The organism is Cognaticolwellia beringensis, from assembly GCF_002076895.1.
Taxonomy (GTDB): domain Bacteria; phylum Pseudomonadota; class Gammaproteobacteria; order Enterobacterales; family Alteromonadaceae; genus Cognaticolwellia; species Cognaticolwellia beringensis.
The window spans coordinates 650,558-668,667 of sequence record NZ_CP020465.1 but is presented as its reverse complement, the minus strand read 5'-3'; the positions used below and the strand labels follow the sequence as shown (position 1 = coordinate 668,667).

Here is an 18,110-nt window from a genome sequence, read left to right as displayed (position 1 = left end):
ACTAACCTTCCTTCTCAATTGTGGTTAGGCAATCACGAAGGATCACACCGTAATCTGTTTTGCCAGGGCAAACAAACGTACACAAGGCTAAATCTTCTTCATCAAGCTCTAAGGCACCAAGTTGTTGCGCGCCGTCAGTATCGCCGGCACATAAATCGCGCAATAACATTGTTGGCAATATATCTAATGGCATAACGCGTTCAAAGTTGCCAATTGGCACCATAGCACGAGCACTACCATTAGTTGTTGTGGTCATGTTGAACAACTTCTTAGAGAAGAAGTGCCCCATGTAAGCACGCGTTACTGAGAACTTGTTAGGTCCGGGGTACATATAGCCAACAAACTCTTTTTCTCTGCCTTCACGGATCAGAGAAATTTGTGTGTGATAGCGACCTAAATATCCCTTAACACCTGAAGCAACAGAGCCTAATAATAACGAGCCCGAAACTACACGTAACTCACCATCAAGCTTTTCATTGGCAGTAATTTCTGCCACGCTTCCACCTAAGGTAGTGCGAATTAAGCGAGGATTTTTTGCAGCAGGACCAGCTAAAGAAATAACACGACTGCTATCTAACTCACCGGTAGTAAATAACTGACCGAAGGCAATAACATCTTGGTAACCAACATGCCATGCAACTTTATCAGCACTAACAGGCTTCAAAAAGTGCATATGTGTACCAACTAGACCAGCAGGATGCTTACCAGAAAATTCATTAACCGTAGAGGTTGAATTAACAGCAATATCGCTACCAGGTGCTTTGCTTACAAATACTTCACCGTCAGTTAAGCGAGCAAGCACAGATAAACCATTAACGAAGGCTTCACTTTGCTCGGCAATAATAACCGCTGGATCTGCAGCAAGAGGATTAGTATCCATTGCACTAACAAATACAGCAACAGGGACAGCATCTATAGCAGGAACTTTACTAAATGGTCGCGTACGCAATGCAGTCCACAAACCTGAGTTAACTAGGTTTGAAACAACGTCTTCGCGTGCGATTGAATTAAGTTCGTTAGCGGCATAGCTAGTAAACGTTTCTTGCTCATTGCCGCCAATTTCGATGACAACAGATTGCAATACGCGCTTTTCACCACGATTTATTTCTTTAACAACACCTGAAGCTTGAGCTGTGAATTTAACGCCAGGATTCTTTTTATCTTCAAAAAGTGCCTGACCTTTTTTAACGCTATCTCCAACCTTAACAAACATGGTTGGGCGCATACCCACAAACTCTTCACCTAATGTTGCAACAGTTTTGATGGACGGACCATCATGGATTACCTGCTGGGGGGCACCTACTACAGGAACATCCAGACCTTTTTTTATCGTAATCATAAACACTTGCACTACTTTTGATGGGAGTAATCAAAATCAATTAATTCGCTACTTAACGGCAATTCCTTATTGCAAACATCACAACAATTAATGCGACCAACTAACATAAATGACCGATTTCAGTGTATTTCAGCAAAGTCTTAATTTATTTTAAGTAAATTAAGGTTCACTGGCTCTAGTTAAAATTTCTGGCGCGATTCTAGCACAAAACCACATTTTGATTCTATCTTAAGCACCACAATAAATGACAATTTAGACGAAAAATCTATATTTAAGGCAATAATCGAACAAAACTCTCTTTAATAGCATAAATTGCGGACGATACAGGATAAATTTATGTCCTATTTTAGCTATTTATCCTAGAAAATAAATTTTAATTATTCGTTATTTATAAGCCTGATAGCCAAAAAAAAACCGACTTATTGTCGGTTTATTTATGACTATAATCTGCTAATTCACTAACAGCCGTTATTTTATAGCAAATTGTTAATAGCTAATTCTGGGCTAATGTCTGCATCATAATCAACACCTGCAACGTTAAACCCAAATAATTTCAAAAACTCTTGATGATAACCAACATAATCAGTTAACTCGTCAATAGTATCGCTATCAACGGTATTCCAAATATCTGTTACACGTTGTTGTACACTATCTTCAAGTTCTTTATTGTTTTGACGTAAACGTCCTGCTTCATCAATAGTCGGGTTTACACCGTAGATGTTTTCTCTAAACAAGCCTTGAATTTGCTCGATACAGCCTTCATATGTGCCATCAGCTTTCATCACTTTAAACATGGCTGATATGTATAATGGCATAATTGGAATCGCTGAACTTGCTTGCGTAACAACAGCATTGAGGGACGTAACATAAGCTTCGCCTTTAATATTTGCTGTAGTTGCTTTTATCGCTGTTGACGCACGATCTAAGTCTTCTTTCGCACGGCCAATGGTCGCATGACCGTATATCGGCCAAGTCAATTCTTTACCAATATAGGTATAAGCTACGGTTTTAAAACCATTAGCCAAAACACCCGCTTCGCCAAGCGCTTTAATCCAAAGTTCCCAATCAGCGCCGCCCATTACATCGATGGTACCTTGAATTTCTTCTTCTGTTGCCGCTTCAACTGACACAGAGTCAATAATACGTTTCGAGGTATTTAAGTTCTTCGTAGTAACGCTTTTACCAATAGGTTTAAGTGCTGATGAGTATACTTCGCCGCTGTCAGGATCAGTGCGGCGTGGTGACGCTAAGCTGTATACGATCAGGTCAATTTCACCTAACTCGGCTTTAATAGTCTCAATCGCTTTAGCTTTAATTTCATGTGAAAACGCATCGCCATTGATATTTTTTGACCATAATCCGGCTTCGTCGGCAGCCGCTTGAAAAGCAGCCGTATTATACCAACCTGCTGATGCTGTTTTTCTTTCTGTTGGTGGTTTTTCAAAGAAAATACCTAATGTTTTAGCATCGTTACCAAAAGCAGCAGTAATTCGAGATGCCAAACCGTAACCTGTTGAAGCACCAATCACTAATACGTTTTTAGGTTTAGCATCGGCTTGAGGCTGACTTTTCACATAAGCAATTTGCTCATTGACATGCGCTGCACAACCAGCAGGGTGAGCATTAGTACAAATAAAACCACGAATTTTTGGCTTAATAACCATAACTATACCTTCTTAATATCACGTTAACATCCAAGCTTTAAAGCTAATATTTTTTGCTCAATTACTTTGATTGTTTAGTGAAAAATTGATTTACAAAATGAAATTGCCGCCTAGTTTACTCTTGCTTTGCCCTTTAAGAGGTGCGACCAGTGACAATATTCGACATTTTTCATTAATATTACGAAAAATTAACGGTTTTCGTAATATGCTTGCAAGGTTAATTTATTGTACTCTTGCATAGACGCTAAAAACTCACTGTATGACTGCCAAACGCGGGCAAAGTCTTTATCTGCTTTTACCTGTTCTTTAATTAATAAGTCAGTTTGGTGTTTAAGTGCTTGCATAACTTCAGTCGGAAATTGACGCAATTGCACATTGTGTTCTTCAATCAAAGTTTTTAAAGCCGCATTATTTCGGGCATTATATTCTGCCAATGTTGACTCATTCGCCGCGTTCGCCGCTATTTCAACAATGTGTTGTAAATCTGCGGGTAAGGTGTCAAAAGCTTTTTGGTTCACTAATAACTCGAGACCTGTACCAGGTTCATGCCATACCGAAGCGTAATAATAATCGGCAGCCTGATAAAACCCAAATGCTAAGTCATTGTATGGACCAACCCACTCTGTCGCGTCAATAGCACCACTTTGCAATGAAGAAAAAATTTCGCCACCGGTTAAGGTTACAGGAATGGCGCCAGCATTTTTAAGTACTTCACCCGCAAGCCCCGGAATACGCATTTTTAAACCTTGCAGATCAGCGACTGAATTAATTTCTTTTTTAAACCAACCACCAAATTGGGCCCCAGTATTCCCCCCCGGCATTGGCTTAATACCAAAGGGCGCATACAACTCTTGCCAAAGCTCCATTCCACCACCGTAATGCAGCCAAGCATTGAATTCTGTTGCGGTCATACCAAAAGGGATAGCACTAAAAATAGGGGATGCGGGGATTTTTCCCTTCCAATAATAAGAGCCACTATGCCCCATTTCAACCGTACCTTGAGATACCGCATCAAAAACTTCAAATCCAGGCACTAATTCACCGGCACCATAAACTTTTACCGTTAGTCGTCCATTACTCATGGCGTTAACGTAATTAGCGAACTTTTCTGGTGCCATGCCTAAACCTGGGAAATTCTTAGGCCAAGACGTTACAAGCTTCCAGGTAAATTTTTCTTGTGGCTGAACACTTTTTTCGCTTCTAGTGGTGTTTTGTTTATCACCACACGCTACCAAGGTAAATAAAGTAATGATTATTAAAATCGACGAACGAGCAAAGTTTCTTATCATAATTTTATCCATATATTACGTTAGGTAACCAAGTCACTAAACTTGGCCAATAAGCTAAAGTACACAGTAATATTAACTGTATAAAAATAAAAGGGATAACGCCTTTATAAATCGCGGAAGTGGTTACTGACTTATCTGCCACACCGCGTAAATAAAATAGCGCAAAGCCAAATGGAGGGGTTAAAAATGACGTTTGTAGATTCACCGCAATCATAATGCCTAACCAAATTGGATCTATGCCCATCGCCATTAAAACCGGTGCAACAATCGGTACCACAACAAAAGTTATTTCTATAAAGTCTAAAATAAAGCCGAGTAAAAAAATGACTAGCATAACAATTAAGGTTGCGCCGACAACACCACCAGGCATCTGCTGAAATAGCCCATGTACTAACTCTTCACCGCCAAAACCTCTAAATACTAACGAAAATAGACTGGCGCCAATCAAGATCAAAAACACCATGGAGGTAATTTTAACCGTAGTTTGCATCACAGCATTTAGGTTGACTCTGCAAAGCTGGTTTTTCCATAACGCTAACAGTAATGAGCCCGTAGCACCAACACCTGCCGCTTCCGTTGGGGTGGCATAACCAAATAATATAGAGCCCAATACCGCGAACATTAGCAATAATGGGGGTAGTAAAGCTGAAATAAATAACATCACTGTTAGCGATTCCGGCTCTGCATTTGACTCTACTGGAGCGCGCTTTGGAATAGCATCAGGTTTAAACACCGCTACAGCGATACAATATAAAATGTAAAATAACACAAGTATCAGACCAGGAATTACCGCACCTGCAAACAAATCACCGACTGATACGGTTTTAGGACTAAAAATCCCCATACTTAATTGGGCTTTTTGGTAGGCACTTGATAAAACATCACCAAGCAAAACCAAGGCAATTGACGGTGGTATTATTTGACCCAACGTACCGGTTGCACAAATAATACCGGAAGAAAATGCCGGGCTATAGCCTCTTTTTAGCATGGTCGGTAAAGACAATAGCCCCATAGTCACGACTGTTGCGCCTACAATGCCGGTACTCGCTGCTAATAACATACCGACTAAAGTCACCGAAATAGCTAAACCAACATTAAAACGGCCAAACAGCAATGCCATCGCATTCAGTAAATTCTCTGCTACTTTCGAGCGTTCAAGCATAGCGCCCATAAAAACAAACAGCGGCACGGCTAATAAAGTTTGGTTATTCAATACACCATAAAGTCGATTCGGCAAAGCATATAAAAAGGAGCTTTCAAAGACATCAAAACTTATACCAATACCAGCAAACAATAAGGCTGTACCCGCCAACGACAATGCCACTGGGTAGCCTAGTAATAATACGCCACAAACAGCAATAAACATTAAAAGGGCTAAATATTCCATTATTTCGCCCCTGCAACATGGTTGGTATCAGGGGAGTCTTGAAATAGTATGAGTAAATTTCGTGTTATTTCGGCTATTCCTTGCAAGGTAAGCGTGATAGCAAGCATAAGAATAAGTGTTTTATTAAGATAAACTAAAGGTAAGCCACCGGCCTCAGGCGAACTTTCCATGATTTCCCATGACGACATCACGTAATTAAGGCTGATAAAAAAGATAAAAATACAGACCGGTAGTAACAGCATTACGCTGCCAAATAAATTCAGTAAAGCTTTTTGCTTAAGCGTGTATTTTTGATAAAAAATATCAACGCGGACATGACCTTCATGTTTCAAGGTATAGGCAGCACCGAGCATGAAAACAAGACCATGAAAGTAAAGTACAGACTCTTGCATACCAATCCAGCCAAGATTAAAGCCATATCTAAGTACGACAATACTAAAGGTCAGTAACACCATTAAAAGCGTTAACCAAGCAATCATCTTCCCAAGCAGCTCGGTAAAAGCATCTATCGATTGAACAAGTTTATTCGCGAATGTTAACAACATATTTTTCCATTTTTTTATTATTATTTGAAAATTAATTGCCAAAAAGTAAGTAATATCGCCTCACGTAAATATCCGTTTCTGTGTTATGACATGTAAAGTCACATTAATACCGTGATACCACGTTCTGAAAGTATGCAAGCCATTAAATAATATATGGAGCATTAACTTAGGTAATTAGGAGTAACCATATACCCCCGATATTGCCGACATGGATGTCGGTACTTAGTTTTTTGTCTGGAACAAAAAAAACTGACCTTACAGGCTGTACAGCCTGTAAGTACACTCCGTTAACCTTAGATTAATGGGGCAAAATATAATAACGATATCTATCAGAGAAACGTCAATAATTTACCCTGCCTTTTTACCTCCTCCTAAGCACTTAGGTGATAGCGGAGTATTTTCTGCGTAATAGGTTTTCCACTCTTTTTCTGTGTAGGTATGTAGTGCCAAGGCATGAATTTTATCAGCAAGCTCTTCTGCTAGGATCGAGTTAATGGCGCGATGACGCTTAATTAATCGTTCGCCTTCAAAATCTTTTGAAACAATAATAACTTTAAAGTGCGACTCGCTGCCTGGTGCAACATTATGCTGATGACTTTCATTGATGACATCGAGATGAATGGGTGAGAAAGCAGAAAGTAACTTTTCTTCGATAACAGCTTCTATTTTCATAGTATATTCCCTGAGATTGATCAGCTTGTGGATCAGTTTTAATTTTAGTCGTTGTTGGTAATTATGCCATCTATCTAGATGGCTGACAGTGTTATTTTTAATATTTTTATCTTCTAACGGTTGCCAATAAATTCACTTTACAAACCTCTTTCCCGACAAAATAAAATTAGCTTTCATTACATATTTTTCGAAAGCTGAGATTTACCCTCGGCTTTATTAATTTGCTCCTCTTTGGAAGACAGTGCTGCCAGTAATGCTGGGTTTTACCTCGCATGATCAATAAACTTCCAGAAGCAAGCGATATACTCATTTTTTCCTTGGTTATAATGTGCTTAAGTTGAAATTCTCGTTCAGCGCCAAAAGATAGTGAGGCAATAGTAGGCATTGCGCCTAGCTCAGGTTCATCATCACTGTGCCAACCTACACTATCATGCTGATCACGGTATAAATTAGCTAAAACAGCGTTAAAGTCATGACGACAGTAACCACTAACTTTTTCTTTTATCGCCAGTAAAGCTGCCGTCCAAGGCTCAGCGGTTAAAGTTATGTTTGAATAACGATAACGGAGACTATTGTCACCATACCAAGCTTGTAACCTCGGTATTTTCATCACCTTTCCAAACATTTTAATATCATCATGTCGCCAAACTAAGTGTTGCGTTAGTGCATTAAAAATTAAATGTGCTTCATCGGCAGAATAAAAGTCTTCAATATATTCGATGTCGGCATCTGGACAGTTAATTTTCAAACTATTAGGTTCCTTATCTAGCTTTTATCAGCCAATTGATATTATTTATCACGATAAATTCTGCAATTAACTGGCTCGCAGTGAGAAATTTTGACACAATATCCGTTACGCCAACCAAGTATTTATCGCTATGATCAGCCCTTTTATTATCAACGACAAAAATCTTTTTCTCGATCGTTTCCCCACCGGACAAGTTAACCGAAGCTTGCAAGCCTGGGATGCCGCTGATGAATATATTATTAGTTATTTAGAACAACAGCCTTTAAGTGACTCAAAACAAAAAATCCTTATCTTCAACGATAATTTTGGCGCTATAGCCTGTAACTTAACTGAGCATCAATTGTATTGTGTTAATGACTCTTTTTTAAGTCACCAAGGTATTGAACTTAATATAGAACAGAATGGTTTATCAAATGAGAATATCACCTTGCTCACCAGCCTTGACGAGTTGCCAAGTGATATTAATATCGTGCTATATAAAATTCCAAAAGGCAAAGGTTTACTCTGCCAACAGCTCAGCAAAATAAAACAACAACTCAGTAAAGATGTTGTTTTTATTGCCAGCGATCGTGCCAAAGAAATACACAGCTCGACACTAAAATTATTTGAGAACTATTTAGGCACCACAAAAACGTCATTAGCCGTAAAGAAAGCCCGACTAGTGTTTTGCGAACTTGATAATGAACAAGCTACAACAGCTAACTTTACAACCTCTTGGCCGTTAGAAAATACCGACTTTACTTTACATAATCACGCTAATGTCTACGCCAGAGAAAAACTCGATATTGGTGCGCGCTATTTTATGGAAAACTTGCCCACTATTGCGGCTAATAAACAGGTTATCGATCTTGGTTGTGGTAATGGCGTTATTGGCTTGCATGTATTATCAAAGCAGCCAGAAGCGCAAGTGCATTTTATTGATGAATCGTATATGGCCATTGCATCGGCAAAGTTGAATATAACTGAAAATTTACCATCTACGATTGAGCAATGCCATTTTCAAGTCAATGACTGTTTAACCAGCGTTGAAGGTGGCAGTGTTGATTTTGTTTTATGTAATCCACCCTTTCATCAACAAACCGCCACCACAGATCATATTGCCTGGCAGATGTTTAAAGACAGTCACCGAGTATTGAAAAAAGGCGGTGAATTGCGCATTATCGGTAATCGTCAGCTTGGTTACCATATAAAATTAAAACGTATTTTCGGCAATCAAACACTGATCGCTAGCAATGATAAGTTTGTCACTATTTCAGCAATAAAACGTTAATTAACTCACTTAACTCTGAAGAAGCTCATATGAAATCAACACTATTTACGTTTATCATTTTAAGCGCTACAACTTTATTACTCGCCTGTAGTACGCCAATAAAACAGGTTATTGTTAGCCCTGAGCTAAATATTGGCAACAGTAATGCCTACCAACAAAAACTGGCACAATTGCGTTTTAGTGATTTACGTTCCTCACCACATATCGTGCAAATTTTACGTACTGGCGAAGCGGCACAATTATTTTCACCTCAACAAGCCCTTGTAGAAACAGTGGAAATGTCGCTTAGCTCTGCATTAAAAGCAAATGGGTTACAAATTCAACCACAAGCAGCTAATCAAGTTGAATTAATTATCGACCATGCCTTGGTGAGTGTTCAGCAAGAAATGGTTAAATATAGCGCTAAAAGTCAAATGAATGTGCGTGTAGTTATCGACAATGATCAAGGTAGCTTAACAAAAGCATTTAAAATAACAGGTATAAGCAATGGGCCACTTAAAGCAGATCTTGCAGTATTAGAGCGCGATTTTAATCAACAGTTGGCAAAATTATTAACACAAATAGTGCAAAGCGAAGAGTTACAGCAATTTATTCAGTAATTTACTTCTTAACACTAAGATAGAGATCGCTACATGAGAATTTTTTCAGTTATATTATTATTACTTTCAGTTACCTGTAGTGCGAAAGATTTGGCTATTGAACCTGACAATTTATTTCCACAAGTAAAGTTAGAAACGTCAATGGGGATCATTATTGTTGAGCTTGATAGAATACGTGCGCCGCTCACTGTCGATAATTTTTTAACTTATGTAGTAACCGGTGAATACAACAACACAATTTTCCATCGTATTGTGTCTGATTTTATTGTGCAAGGTGGTGGCTACAGCCAAAATTTTGAACTAAAAAAAGTCAATAAAACTATCGTAAATGAATCAGGTAATGGTTTAAAAAATGAAATAGGTACGATTGCGATGGCAAAAGAAAACCGTCCTCATACCGCGAATAGACAGTTCTTTTTTAATGTTGCTGACAATTCAAGTCTAGACCCTGGCAGAAAATGGGGTTACGCTGTTTTCGGCGCGATCATTGAAGGTCAAGAAGTCGTTGATGCGATGGCATTAGTAACAACAAATTATAATGAAGAAATGGGCTGGGAAAACGTCCCTGTTAAGCCTATCATGTTAATCAAGGCCAGTTTATTACCGGCCTTATAAGCACTTTATCGTATGTATATTGTGCTTATTTTAAAGAATTTTTTGGATATAAAAGTAGACCAGGCATTACTTATAATTAAAATAAAAAAACCTGGCATAGCGTTATTTAAATCACCTTAATACAATTACTCAACCAGTATTCGGTTACAATTTAGCAAGGTTGTAACTTTGACATTTACAGTTTTCTCTACGATAACTAAATTGTGTTAAGTAAGATAACAAGGCGATTTACACTTTTATTTCCCCTGAGCTAAGTAACTTTACTAGCTAAATTGTATGGAAGGAATATCATGATAATTGAGCAGTTTATCAATGAAAAAATCACACAAATAAGAGCCTATATTACAGCGGTAATAAATCATTCTTTGCATTATACAGAGCTTGATCAATTCGTTGATAATACCATGGCAGAATGGACTTTACTGCACGTTAGTGATGAAACTCCCAGTAATGCTAGAGAGCGTGTATTTTGGCATATAATGCATGAACTTAGCCTCCACAGTGCAAATGATCTTGAGCGTGACTTGTATTTTAAAAGTGAAATATCGACTTGCTTGGATTTTTTCTCTGGTACCGGCAGTTATCCTATCGATTGTATTGGTTGGCGTCCCCTGCCATAGCCACGCGATATTAAGCCGAAAATATACAGGTGATGGGCACAACTAATTACCTGTTTCACCAGATTAAACTTCTGTTTACTAATGCATTTTGATAGCCTATCAGCATTATCTTCTCGCATTCATTAGGCTTTGAGCAATGCAATCTCCAACCTTTAAGCAAGCAATATTAAATCGTCGCATGCTAATTTGTATATTCACTGGCTTTAGCTCCGGGCTACCTTTGTTTATTCTTTATCAACTTGTACCGGGTTGGTTGCGCTCTGAGGGCGTTAGCCTCACTGAAATAGGCTTATTTTCACTGATTGGTATACCTTACGTTTGGAAGTTTATTTGGTCTCCATTAATGGACCGATATTCATTACCTGTACTTGGACGTCGTCGAAGTTGGATGTTACTAACTCAAGTGCTACTGCTATTCTCTATCGCTAGCTTCGGCTATGTTGACCCCGTAATGAATATTTGGAGCGTTGCTTATTTAGCCGCTGCGGTGGCATTTTTCAGTGCTAGTCAAGACATAGTGCTCGACGCTTATCGCCGTGAATTACTGCCCGAACATGAACTTGGCTTGGGTAACTCTATCCATGTGCAAGCTTATCGATTGTCAGGCTTAGTACCGGGTTCATTAGCTTTTATTCTAGCTGATCACATCAGCTGGCAAGCAGTATTTCTTATTGTCTCAGCATTTATGCTTATTGGTATTTTTCTCAGTCTAACAATTAAAGAGCTGAATAATGCCTCACAAGCGCCGAAAACATTGCAAGAAGCTGTTGTCTTGCCGTTTAAAGACTTTATCAACAGAAAAGGCATAAAATCAGCATTACAAATACTGGCTTTTTTATTTTTATATAAGCTCGGCGATAGTATGGCGACGGCGTTACAAACACCATTTTTCATTGATTTAGGCTTTACGAAAACCGAAATAGGTGTGGTTGCTAAAACGGCGTCATTAATTGCGATGACGATAGGTTTAGCCGTTGGTGGTATAGTAATGATTAAACTAAGTATTAATCGAGCATTATGGTTATTTGGTGTTGTACAAATAATCAGTATTTTAGGCTTTGCCGCACTAGCAGAGATTGGCCACAACACATACGCTTTAGCTTTTGCAATGGGCTTTGAATACTTGGGCGTTGGCCTTGGTACAGCAGCTTTTACCGCCTTCATTGCTAGAGCGACTAATCCCGCATTTGCGGCAACACAATTTGCACTATTTACGGCATTAACCGCATTACCAAGAACATTTGCAAATGCCACAACAGGCGTTATTGTCGAACAAATAGGCTGGACTAATTTTTACTTTATATGCACGGCATTAGCGATACCCGGCATGCTAATGCTTTTAAAAGTTGCACCATGGCATGAACCAACAAAACAAGCACCGCAGGAGATTGCGTAAATATGATCAAACTATTTTTTCTCGTTCCCATACTAATGTGTGCTATTTGGTATTGGTATTTAAAAAGTAATAACTACACGCTCAAGGAAGGTTTAAAAGGCTTTTGCTATATATTTGCTTTTAATGGCATTATTATCGCATTTTTCATTTTAATGCTATTTGTCACGCATTAGCGCTTATCCCTGATCAAAAAAGCCGCTTACCGCGGCTTTTTAAACAGGCTACATTGACAGGGAGTCAAACTTAAAGCTTAGCATTTAAAAAACAGAACGGAATCCGGATCGACCACTGCTGCGACTAGAACGTCTATTCCTTATTCTACTATGCAGCTCCTTACGCTTAGCATGTAACCATTCATCACGGGTAACTGCCACATCGCCATGACGTCCCTCTTCACGTGATCTGTAATTACAAAACTCTAAGAAAGCTTCAATGTCATCTTTAAGTTCTTCAGCAACTAACTCAATCATAATCGCGTCATCTAAAAAACCTAGCACCGGGATATGATCAGGTACTAAATCTTCTGGATCGCTAAAATAAGCTAAAGCGCTTAATACATCAGCTCGGGCTTCATCAGGTATATTCCACTCTGCATCCTCAATCATAGCAACTAAGGTTTCTAACTTTTTAATACGTTCACTAACGAATGGCGGAACATCGCTTTTAATGATGTCTAAACTAAGGGTTTTTGCGTTTGCTAAAATTTCAGCATCGGTTAAGTTTTTTGCCTCAGATTTTGCTTCTCGCATAACATTACGAAAATGTTCAAGATCAGATTCTTTCAACTCAAAGGTAACTTCAAATGCCATTATAATTCTCCTTACAATTGGCTTGTTTTTGAACAGCAACCTTTTAAACTTAACAGAACATTATAAATACACCACTTTACACTCACAAATTCTAACAATTTAGCTGCATGAATTAGCGTTATCTTTAATGCACTTAACAATCATACAATATAACCCTAACCAACTGATAATTAGTCGTATTACTATAAATTATGTAAATTTATCCACTTAAACAACATTCATTAAGTCATTGTTTATATTGATTATAATCTCTCCAGTCATTTGACAATATAGGGACATAAAAAAAGCACCCTCAGGTGCTTTTTCATTTATATGAGCCGTAACTCAAATTATTTCGATTGTTTTATTCAGCAAGTGGACGCATGTGTGGGAACAAAATAACGTCTTTAATGGTCGGTGAATCAGTGAATAACATCACTAATCGATCAATACCAATACCTTCACCCGCGGTTGGTGGTAAACCGTATTCAAGTGCTTGAATATAATCAGCGTCATAATGCATTGCTTCGTCATCACCCGCGTCTTTACCTGCTACTTGATTTTGGAAACGTTCGGCTTGGTCTTCAGCATCGTTCAGCTCTGAGAAACCATTGGCTAATTCACGTCCACCAACAAAAAATTCAAAACGGTCAGTTATGAATGGGTTGTCATCATTACGACGTGCTAATGGTGAAACTTCCCATGGATATTCAGTAATAAATGTTGGTTGATCAAGCATATGCTCGGCAACTTCTTCGAATATTTCACAAATATATTTACCAGCACCCCAAACTTTAGAGGCATCAGTTTCTTTCACGCCGACAGATTTTGCCATGGCTTTAAGTGCGTCGAAGTTAGCTTCTGGGTTACGTAAAATATTTTCGTCTAAATCATTACCGTGCAATAAAATCGCATCAACCATTGATAAACGAGTGAACTTTTGTCCGAAGTCATAGAACTTCTCTTCTACCACTTCACCATCAGCGTTTTTAACCGTATTACGAATAACAGAAGTACCCATAACGTCTTCTGCTAGTGTGCGAAGCATTTCTTCAGTAAGGTTCATTAAGTCATGGTAATCAGCATAGGCTTGATAGAATTCAATCATAGTGAATTCTGGATTATGACGCGTTGATAAACCTTCGTTACGGAAGTTACGGTTAATTTCGAATACTTTTTCAAAACCACCAACAACCAAGCGCTTTAAATAAAGCTCTGGCGCAATACGCATATACATTTGAATGTCTAAGGCATTGTGGAAGGTTTCAAAAGGCTTAGCTGAAGCACCACCTGGAATGGTTTGTAGCATAGGCGTTTCAACTTCCATGAAATCACGGTCAGTTAAAAACTTGCGAATACCATCAACAATTTTTGAACGGATTTTAAAGGTATTACGGGTATCTTCGTTGATGATCAAATCAACGTAACGTTGACGATATTTTGTTTCAACGTCTGATAAACCGTGAAATTTTTCTGGTAATGGACGCAGCGATTTTGTTAATAGCTCGTATTTATCCATGTTAACGTACAAGTCACCTTTACCTGACATATGCATAGTACCGGTAACACCGATAATATCGCCAATGTCTAACGTGCCCCAACGCTCTTTAATATCTTTTTGCACTGTTTTATGTGCGTAAGCCTGAATACGACCTGACATGTCTTGTAATACTAAGAATGGACCACGTTTTGCCATTACACGACCAGCAATGCTGTAAAGACCCGTTTCAGCTTCAAGCGTTTCTTTATCTTTTTCACCGTGTTCAGCCTGTAAATCAGCAGCATAGTGTTTTCGGTCAAACTTATTAGGGTGGCCATTAGCCGGACAGTTTTCGCGAATTTTTGCTAATTTGCCACGACGCTCGGCAATCAATTTGTTTTCGTCTTGGTGTGCTTGATCAGTCATTTTATTTCTCGTGTTTAACGTAATATTCTATTAAAAATATTTTAAAATTAATTAAGGTGTTTATAAACCAGACTTTAAACTGGCTTCTAAAAATTTGTTTAAATCGCCGTCTAATACGGCTTGCGTATTACGGTTTTCTATTCCGGTGCGTAAATCTTTAATACGGCTGTCATCTAAAACATAAGAGCGAATTTGACTACCCCATCCAATATCAGATTTTCCGTCTTCTAATTCTTGTTTACCTTCATTCTGCTTTTGCATTTCCATTTCATACAATTTGGCTTTTAAAAGCTTCATCGCTGTAGCGCGGTTTTTATGCTGAGAACGATCGGCCTGACAAGCGACTACAACACCCGTTGGTACATGCGTAATACGTATGGCAGAATCTGTTTTGTTAACATGCTGTCCACCTGCACCAGAAGCACGAAAGGTGTCTATGCGCAGATCTGCAGGGTTAATATCGATTTCAATATTGTCGTCAATTTCTGGGTAAATAAATGCAGAAGCAAACGAGGTATGTCGACGACCACTTGAGTCAAATGGTGATTTTCGTACTAAACGATGCACGCCAGTTTCGGTGCGTAACCAACCAAAAGCATATTCGCCAGTATATTTAATCGTGCAACCTTTAATGCCCGCAACATCACCACCGGTGACTTCAATAGCTTCAGTTTTGTAGCCATTCGCTTCACCCCAACGTAAGTACATGCGCATCAGCATTTCTGCCCAATCTTGCGCTTCTGTACCGCCTGAGCCTGACTGAATATCTAAATAGCAATTATTGGCGTCATGCTCACCTGAGAACATACGACGAAATTCTAATTTCTCAAGGCTAGCTTCTAAGGTTTTAGTTTCTGCTTCGGCATCATTAAAGGTTTCTTCATCTTCGGCTTCAACGGCAAGTTCAACCAAGCCTTCAATGTCCTCACAGCCTGAATCCATTTCGTCAATAGTTTCAACAACGGCTTCTAATGCTGCGCGTTCACGACCCAATGCTTGTGCACGCTCAGGATCATTCCAAACTTCGGCCGACTCTAATTCGCGTGAAACTTCAACCAAACGTTCTGACTTTTGATCGTAGTCAAAGGTACCCCCGAAGCAAATTGGTGCGTTCGCGAATTTCTTTAATTTTATTGAGTACTGGATTAACTTCTAACATACTTTTTAACTGTTACGCCGTCATGAATGAATTTAAATGCTGATTATAATTACTGATTAAGGAAAAATAACAAAAAAACAGTCGCGCATTGTAGCTTAATTATACGGTGAAATAAATGTTTGCTTGTGCATTGAAATACCATTTTTATTATATTTTTTCAGCTGATTTATGTCACTAATAATATAAAGAATAAAGCGGTTAATACTTTGTATAAATCTCAGTCCAATTGCTCGACCATCAATTGCACCGATTGCTTACCACGAAACTCGTTAATATCGAGACGATAGGCCAATTTAACTTGTTTAGCTTTATTATCTGGCCAACGTTTTATATCAATATTAAAAGCAATAGCATCAAATATTTGTTGGTCTTTTTCTACCACAAGCTTTAAGTGTTTTTCACCCACAATGCGCTGTTGAACAAGCGTAAAAACATCATCAAATATTGGCTCTGGAAAATTCTGTCCCCACGGGCCGGCTGCACGTAATACTTCTGCAAAAGCTAAGGTCATATCATTGGTTAATAGCTCACCATCTGAAGATAAAATGCCCGTTAGTGCTTCTTTACTTAACCACTGCTCAGCATATTTTTCAAACAATGATGAAAATTGTTGAAATTGATTCGCTGCTATCGACAATCCTGCCGCCATAGCATGGCCGCCAAATTTTATAATAATACCGGGATGTTGACTGTCAATGTACTCTAATAAATCACGAATATGTAAACCGGGAATTGAACGAGCAGAGCCTTTTATTTCATTATTGTTTATATCAATATCATTGCTATTGGCGGCGCTGGCATTTAGAGCCGAGCTATTTTCGTCAATGTCATCATTGCCTTTGGCAAATACAATACTAGGGCGATGATATTTTTCTTTTAATCGTCCCGCGACAATACCTATAACCCCCTGATGCCAATCGCCATGAAACAAGCTAATGCCATGAGGTAAATTGTCTTCGCTAAACTTTAAGCTTGCCAGTACTTGCTCTGCTTCAATTTGCATACCCTGCTCGATTTCTCGGCGCGCTTTGTTTAAATCATCTAAGTCGGCTGCCATAACTCGTGCGGTTGATAAATCTTTTGCTAATAAGCAGTTAATACCAAAGGCCATATCGTCTAATCGACCGGCGGCATTAATACGCGGTCCTAGCGCAAAGCCAAAATCACTGGCCACTAACTTTTGCTGATTTTTACCCGCAATTTCAATTAATGCTTGAATACCGGGGCGTGTGGCACCTGCGCGAATACGTTTTAGTCCTTGTTCAACTAAAATGCGATTATTAGCATCGAGTGACACCACGTCAGCAACCGTTCCTAGCGCGACTAAATCAAGCAATTGCGCAATATTAGGTTCTTTAATACTCTGTAGTTCAAACCATTGTTGTTCGCGTAAATATTTTCTTAACGCCAACATAAAATAAAAAGCGACCCCCACTCCGGCCAAAGACTTACTGGCAAAATTACAGCCTCGCTGATTTGGATTAACAATGGCATCAGCTGGTGGCGTATCCGCGCCAGGCAAGTGATGATCAGTTACCACAACTTGTAATCCAAGCTCTTTTGCCCTTTTGACCCCCGCAATGCAACTTATACCGTTATCAACCGTCACCAAAACCTGCGCACCTTGTGAGGCCGCAATATCAACAATTTCAGGCGTTAGTCCATAACCATACTTAAAACGATTTGGTACTAAAAAATGATGATTCGTCGACCCTAGCATATGTAATGCTTCCATCATTAACGCGGTACTTGTAGCACCATCGGCATCAAAGTCGCCAATCACCGTGATGTTTTTGTTCTCTTGCAGCGCCTGGTATAAAAGTTCACAAGCCTCAGGTAAACCTTTTAACGAATCAACAGCGCATAAATGTGACGCGGTTAATTCAAGTTCCTCTTTGCTAGTAACACCGCGCCGTGCATATATTTGTCGAATAATAGGATGGAGCGTAGCGGGTAAATGCTCATCGTTGACTTGCTCTCGACGAATAATCTCTTTATGCATGAATGAACCTTTATACTTGAAACGCTAGAAACAAAAATGGCAAGTAGAATACTCGCCATTTTATTAAAAAATTAAGTTATACCAATTCACAAAACTGATTAACTTGTTTGC

General features: G+C 38.9%; 16 protein-coding genes. 5 read left to right on the top strand and 11 right to left on the bottom strand.

The features are described from left to right. Position 1: 1 nt before the first annotated feature. From B5D82_RS02750 to B5D82_RS02720, 7 genes are all read right to left on the bottom strand, one after another. On the bottom strand, positions 2 to 1,339 hold the full coding sequence (locus B5D82_RS02750; RefSeq protein ID WP_081149047.1) for a Na(+)-translocating NADH-quinone reductase subunit A: 1,338 nt from the start codon (positions 1,337 to 1,339) through the stop codon (positions 2 to 4). 473 nt (positions 1,340 to 1,812) lie between these two features. Continuing rightward, entirely contained in the window at positions 1,813 to 3,003 is a 1,191-nt protein-coding gene (gene fabV / locus B5D82_RS02745) for an enoyl-ACP reductase FabV (protein ID WP_081149044.1), read from the bottom strand. A 188-nt stretch (positions 3,004 to 3,191) separates the two neighbouring features. Further along, positions 3,192 to 4,292: a TRAP transporter substrate-binding protein gene (locus B5D82_RS02740; RefSeq protein ID WP_216629014.1), complete on the bottom strand. Its 1,101-nt coding sequence runs from the start codon at positions 4,290 to 4,292 to the stop codon at positions 3,192 to 3,194. 4 nt (positions 4,293 to 4,296) lie between these two features. Further along, positions 4,297 to 5,679, bottom strand: a complete 1,383-nt coding sequence (locus tag B5D82_RS02735) for a TRAP transporter large permease (protein WP_081149041.1) — start codon at positions 5,677 to 5,679, stop codon at positions 4,297 to 4,299. Continuing rightward, positions 5,679 to 6,224 carry a TRAP transporter small permease subunit gene (locus B5D82_RS02730; RefSeq protein ID WP_081149039.1) on the bottom strand — a complete coding sequence of 182 codons (546 nt, stop codon included), beginning with the start codon at positions 6,222 to 6,224 and terminating at the stop codon, positions 5,679 to 5,681. The genes B5D82_RS02735 and B5D82_RS02730 overlap by 1 nt, the downstream gene beginning before the upstream one ends. Before the next feature lie 348 nt (positions 6,225 to 6,572). Next, complete coding sequence (gene bolA, locus B5D82_RS02725) at positions 6,573 to 6,896, bottom strand: transcriptional regulator BolA (protein ID WP_081149037.1); 324 nt, start codon at positions 6,894 to 6,896, stop codon at positions 6,573 to 6,575. Positions 6,897 to 7,062: 166 nt separating this feature from the next. Then, positions 7,063 to 7,644, bottom strand: a complete 582-nt coding sequence (locus B5D82_RS02720; protein WP_081149035.1) for an alpha-ketoglutarate-dependent dioxygenase AlkB family protein — start codon at positions 7,642 to 7,644, stop codon at positions 7,063 to 7,065. 130 nt (positions 7,645 to 7,774) lie between these two features. On the opposite strand from B5D82_RS02720, the gene B5D82_RS02715 reads away from it, so the two are divergent. The 5 genes from B5D82_RS02715 to B5D82_RS02695 all read left to right on the top strand — a co-directional run bounded on the left by B5D82_RS02715 (position 7,775) and on the right by B5D82_RS02695 (position 12,144). Then, positions 7,775 to 8,914 (top strand): methyltransferase, encoded by a 1,140-nt coding sequence (locus tag B5D82_RS02715; RefSeq protein WP_081149032.1) that lies wholly within the window; start codon positions 7,775 to 7,777, stop codon positions 8,912 to 8,914. Positions 8,915 to 8,943: 29 nt separating this feature from the next. Continuing rightward, positions 8,944 to 9,513 (top strand): YajG family lipoprotein, encoded by a 570-nt coding sequence (locus tag B5D82_RS02710; RefSeq protein ID WP_081149030.1) that lies wholly within the window; start codon positions 8,944 to 8,946, stop codon positions 9,511 to 9,513. Positions 9,514 to 9,546: 33 nt separating this feature from the next. Beyond that, complete coding sequence (locus B5D82_RS02705; protein WP_081149027.1) at positions 9,547 to 10,128, top strand: peptidylprolyl isomerase; 582 nt, start codon at positions 9,547 to 9,549, stop codon at positions 10,126 to 10,128. Positions 10,129 to 10,418: 290 nt separating this feature from the next. After that, positions 10,419 to 10,748 carry a hypothetical protein gene (locus B5D82_RS02700; RefSeq protein WP_081149024.1) on the top strand — a complete coding sequence of 110 codons (330 nt, stop codon included), beginning with the start codon at positions 10,419 to 10,421 and terminating at the stop codon, positions 10,746 to 10,748. A gap of 136 nt (positions 10,749 to 10,884) precedes the next feature. Then, entirely contained in the window at positions 10,885 to 12,144 is a 1,260-nt protein-coding gene (locus B5D82_RS02695) for an AmpG family muropeptide MFS transporter (RefSeq protein ID WP_081149022.1), read from the top strand. A 257-nt stretch (positions 12,145 to 12,401) separates the two neighbouring features. Here the strand turns inward: B5D82_RS02695 and B5D82_RS02690 are convergent, their stop codons facing one another. The 4 genes from B5D82_RS02690 to recJ form a co-directional block, all read right to left on the bottom strand. Further along, a complete protein-coding gene (locus B5D82_RS02690; protein ID WP_081149019.1) occupies positions 12,402 to 12,953 on the bottom strand; it encodes a YkvA family protein in 552 nt (183 codons plus the stop codon). A 343-nt stretch (positions 12,954 to 13,296) separates the two neighbouring features. Next, positions 13,297 to 14,838 (bottom strand): lysine--tRNA ligase, encoded by a 1,542-nt coding sequence (gene lysS / locus B5D82_RS02685; RefSeq protein WP_081149016.1) that lies wholly within the window; start codon positions 14,836 to 14,838, stop codon positions 13,297 to 13,299. A 60-nt stretch (positions 14,839 to 14,898) separates the two neighbouring features. Next, positions 14,899 to 15,997, bottom strand: a protein-coding gene (gene prfB, locus B5D82_RS02680; RefSeq protein WP_172820616.1) for a peptide chain release factor 2 whose coding sequence is annotated in 2 segments (ribosomal slippage) — positions 14,899 to 15,921 and positions 15,923 to 15,997 — 1,098 coding nt in all. Because the reading frame shifts where the segments join, the coding sequence is not laid out codon by codon here. A gap of 217 nt (positions 15,998 to 16,214) precedes the next feature. Continuing rightward, positions 16,215 to 17,999, bottom strand: coding sequence for a single-stranded-DNA-specific exonuclease RecJ (gene recJ / locus B5D82_RS02675; protein ID WP_081149013.1), 1,785 nt, complete (start codon positions 17,997 to 17,999; stop codon positions 16,215 to 16,217). Between the last annotated feature and the right edge of the window lie 111 nt (positions 18,000 to 18,110).

Coding starts and splice junctions, on each gene's coding strand:
- B5D82_RS02750 (WP_081149047.1), bottom strand. CDS start 1,339: ATGATTACGATAAAAAAAGGTCTGGATGTTCCTGTAGTAGGTGCCCCC.
- fabV (WP_081149044.1), bottom strand. CDS start 3,003: ATGGTTATTAAGCCAAAAATTCGTGGTTTTATTTGTACTAATGCTCAC.
- B5D82_RS02740 (WP_216629014.1), bottom strand. CDS start 4,292: ATGATAAGAAACTTTGCTCGTTCGTCGATTTTAATAATCATTACTTTA.
- B5D82_RS02735 (WP_081149041.1), bottom strand. CDS start 5,679: ATGGAATATTTAGCCCTTTTAATGTTTATTGCTGTTTGTGGCGTATTA.
- B5D82_RS02730 (WP_081149039.1), bottom strand. CDS start 6,224: ATGTTGTTAACATTCGCGAATAAACTTGTTCAATCGATAGATGCTTTT.
- bolA (WP_081149037.1), bottom strand. CDS start 6,896: ATGAAAATAGAAGCTGTTATCGAAGAAAAGTTACTTTCTGCTTTCTCA.
- B5D82_RS02715 (WP_081149032.1), top strand. CDS start 7,775: ATGATCAGCCCTTTTATTATCAACGACAAAAATCTTTTTCTCGATCGT.
- B5D82_RS02710 (WP_081149030.1), top strand. CDS start 8,944: ATGAAATCAACACTATTTACGTTTATCATTTTAAGCGCTACAACTTTA.
- B5D82_RS02705 (WP_081149027.1), top strand. CDS start 9,547: ATGAGAATTTTTTCAGTTATATTATTATTACTTTCAGTTACCTGTAGT.
- B5D82_RS02700 (WP_081149024.1), top strand. CDS start 10,419: ATGATAATTGAGCAGTTTATCAATGAAAAAATCACACAAATAAGAGCC.
- B5D82_RS02695 (WP_081149022.1), top strand. CDS start 10,885: ATGCAATCTCCAACCTTTAAGCAAGCAATATTAAATCGTCGCATGCTA.
- B5D82_RS02690 (WP_081149019.1), bottom strand. CDS start 12,953: ATGGCATTTGAAGTTACCTTTGAGTTGAAAGAATCTGATCTTGAACAT.
- lysS (WP_081149016.1), bottom strand. CDS start 14,838: ATGACTGATCAAGCACACCAAGACGAAAACAAATTGATTGCCGAGCGT.
- recJ (WP_081149013.1), bottom strand. CDS start 17,999: ATGCATAAAGAGATTATTCGTCGAGAGCAAGTCAACGATGAGCATTTA.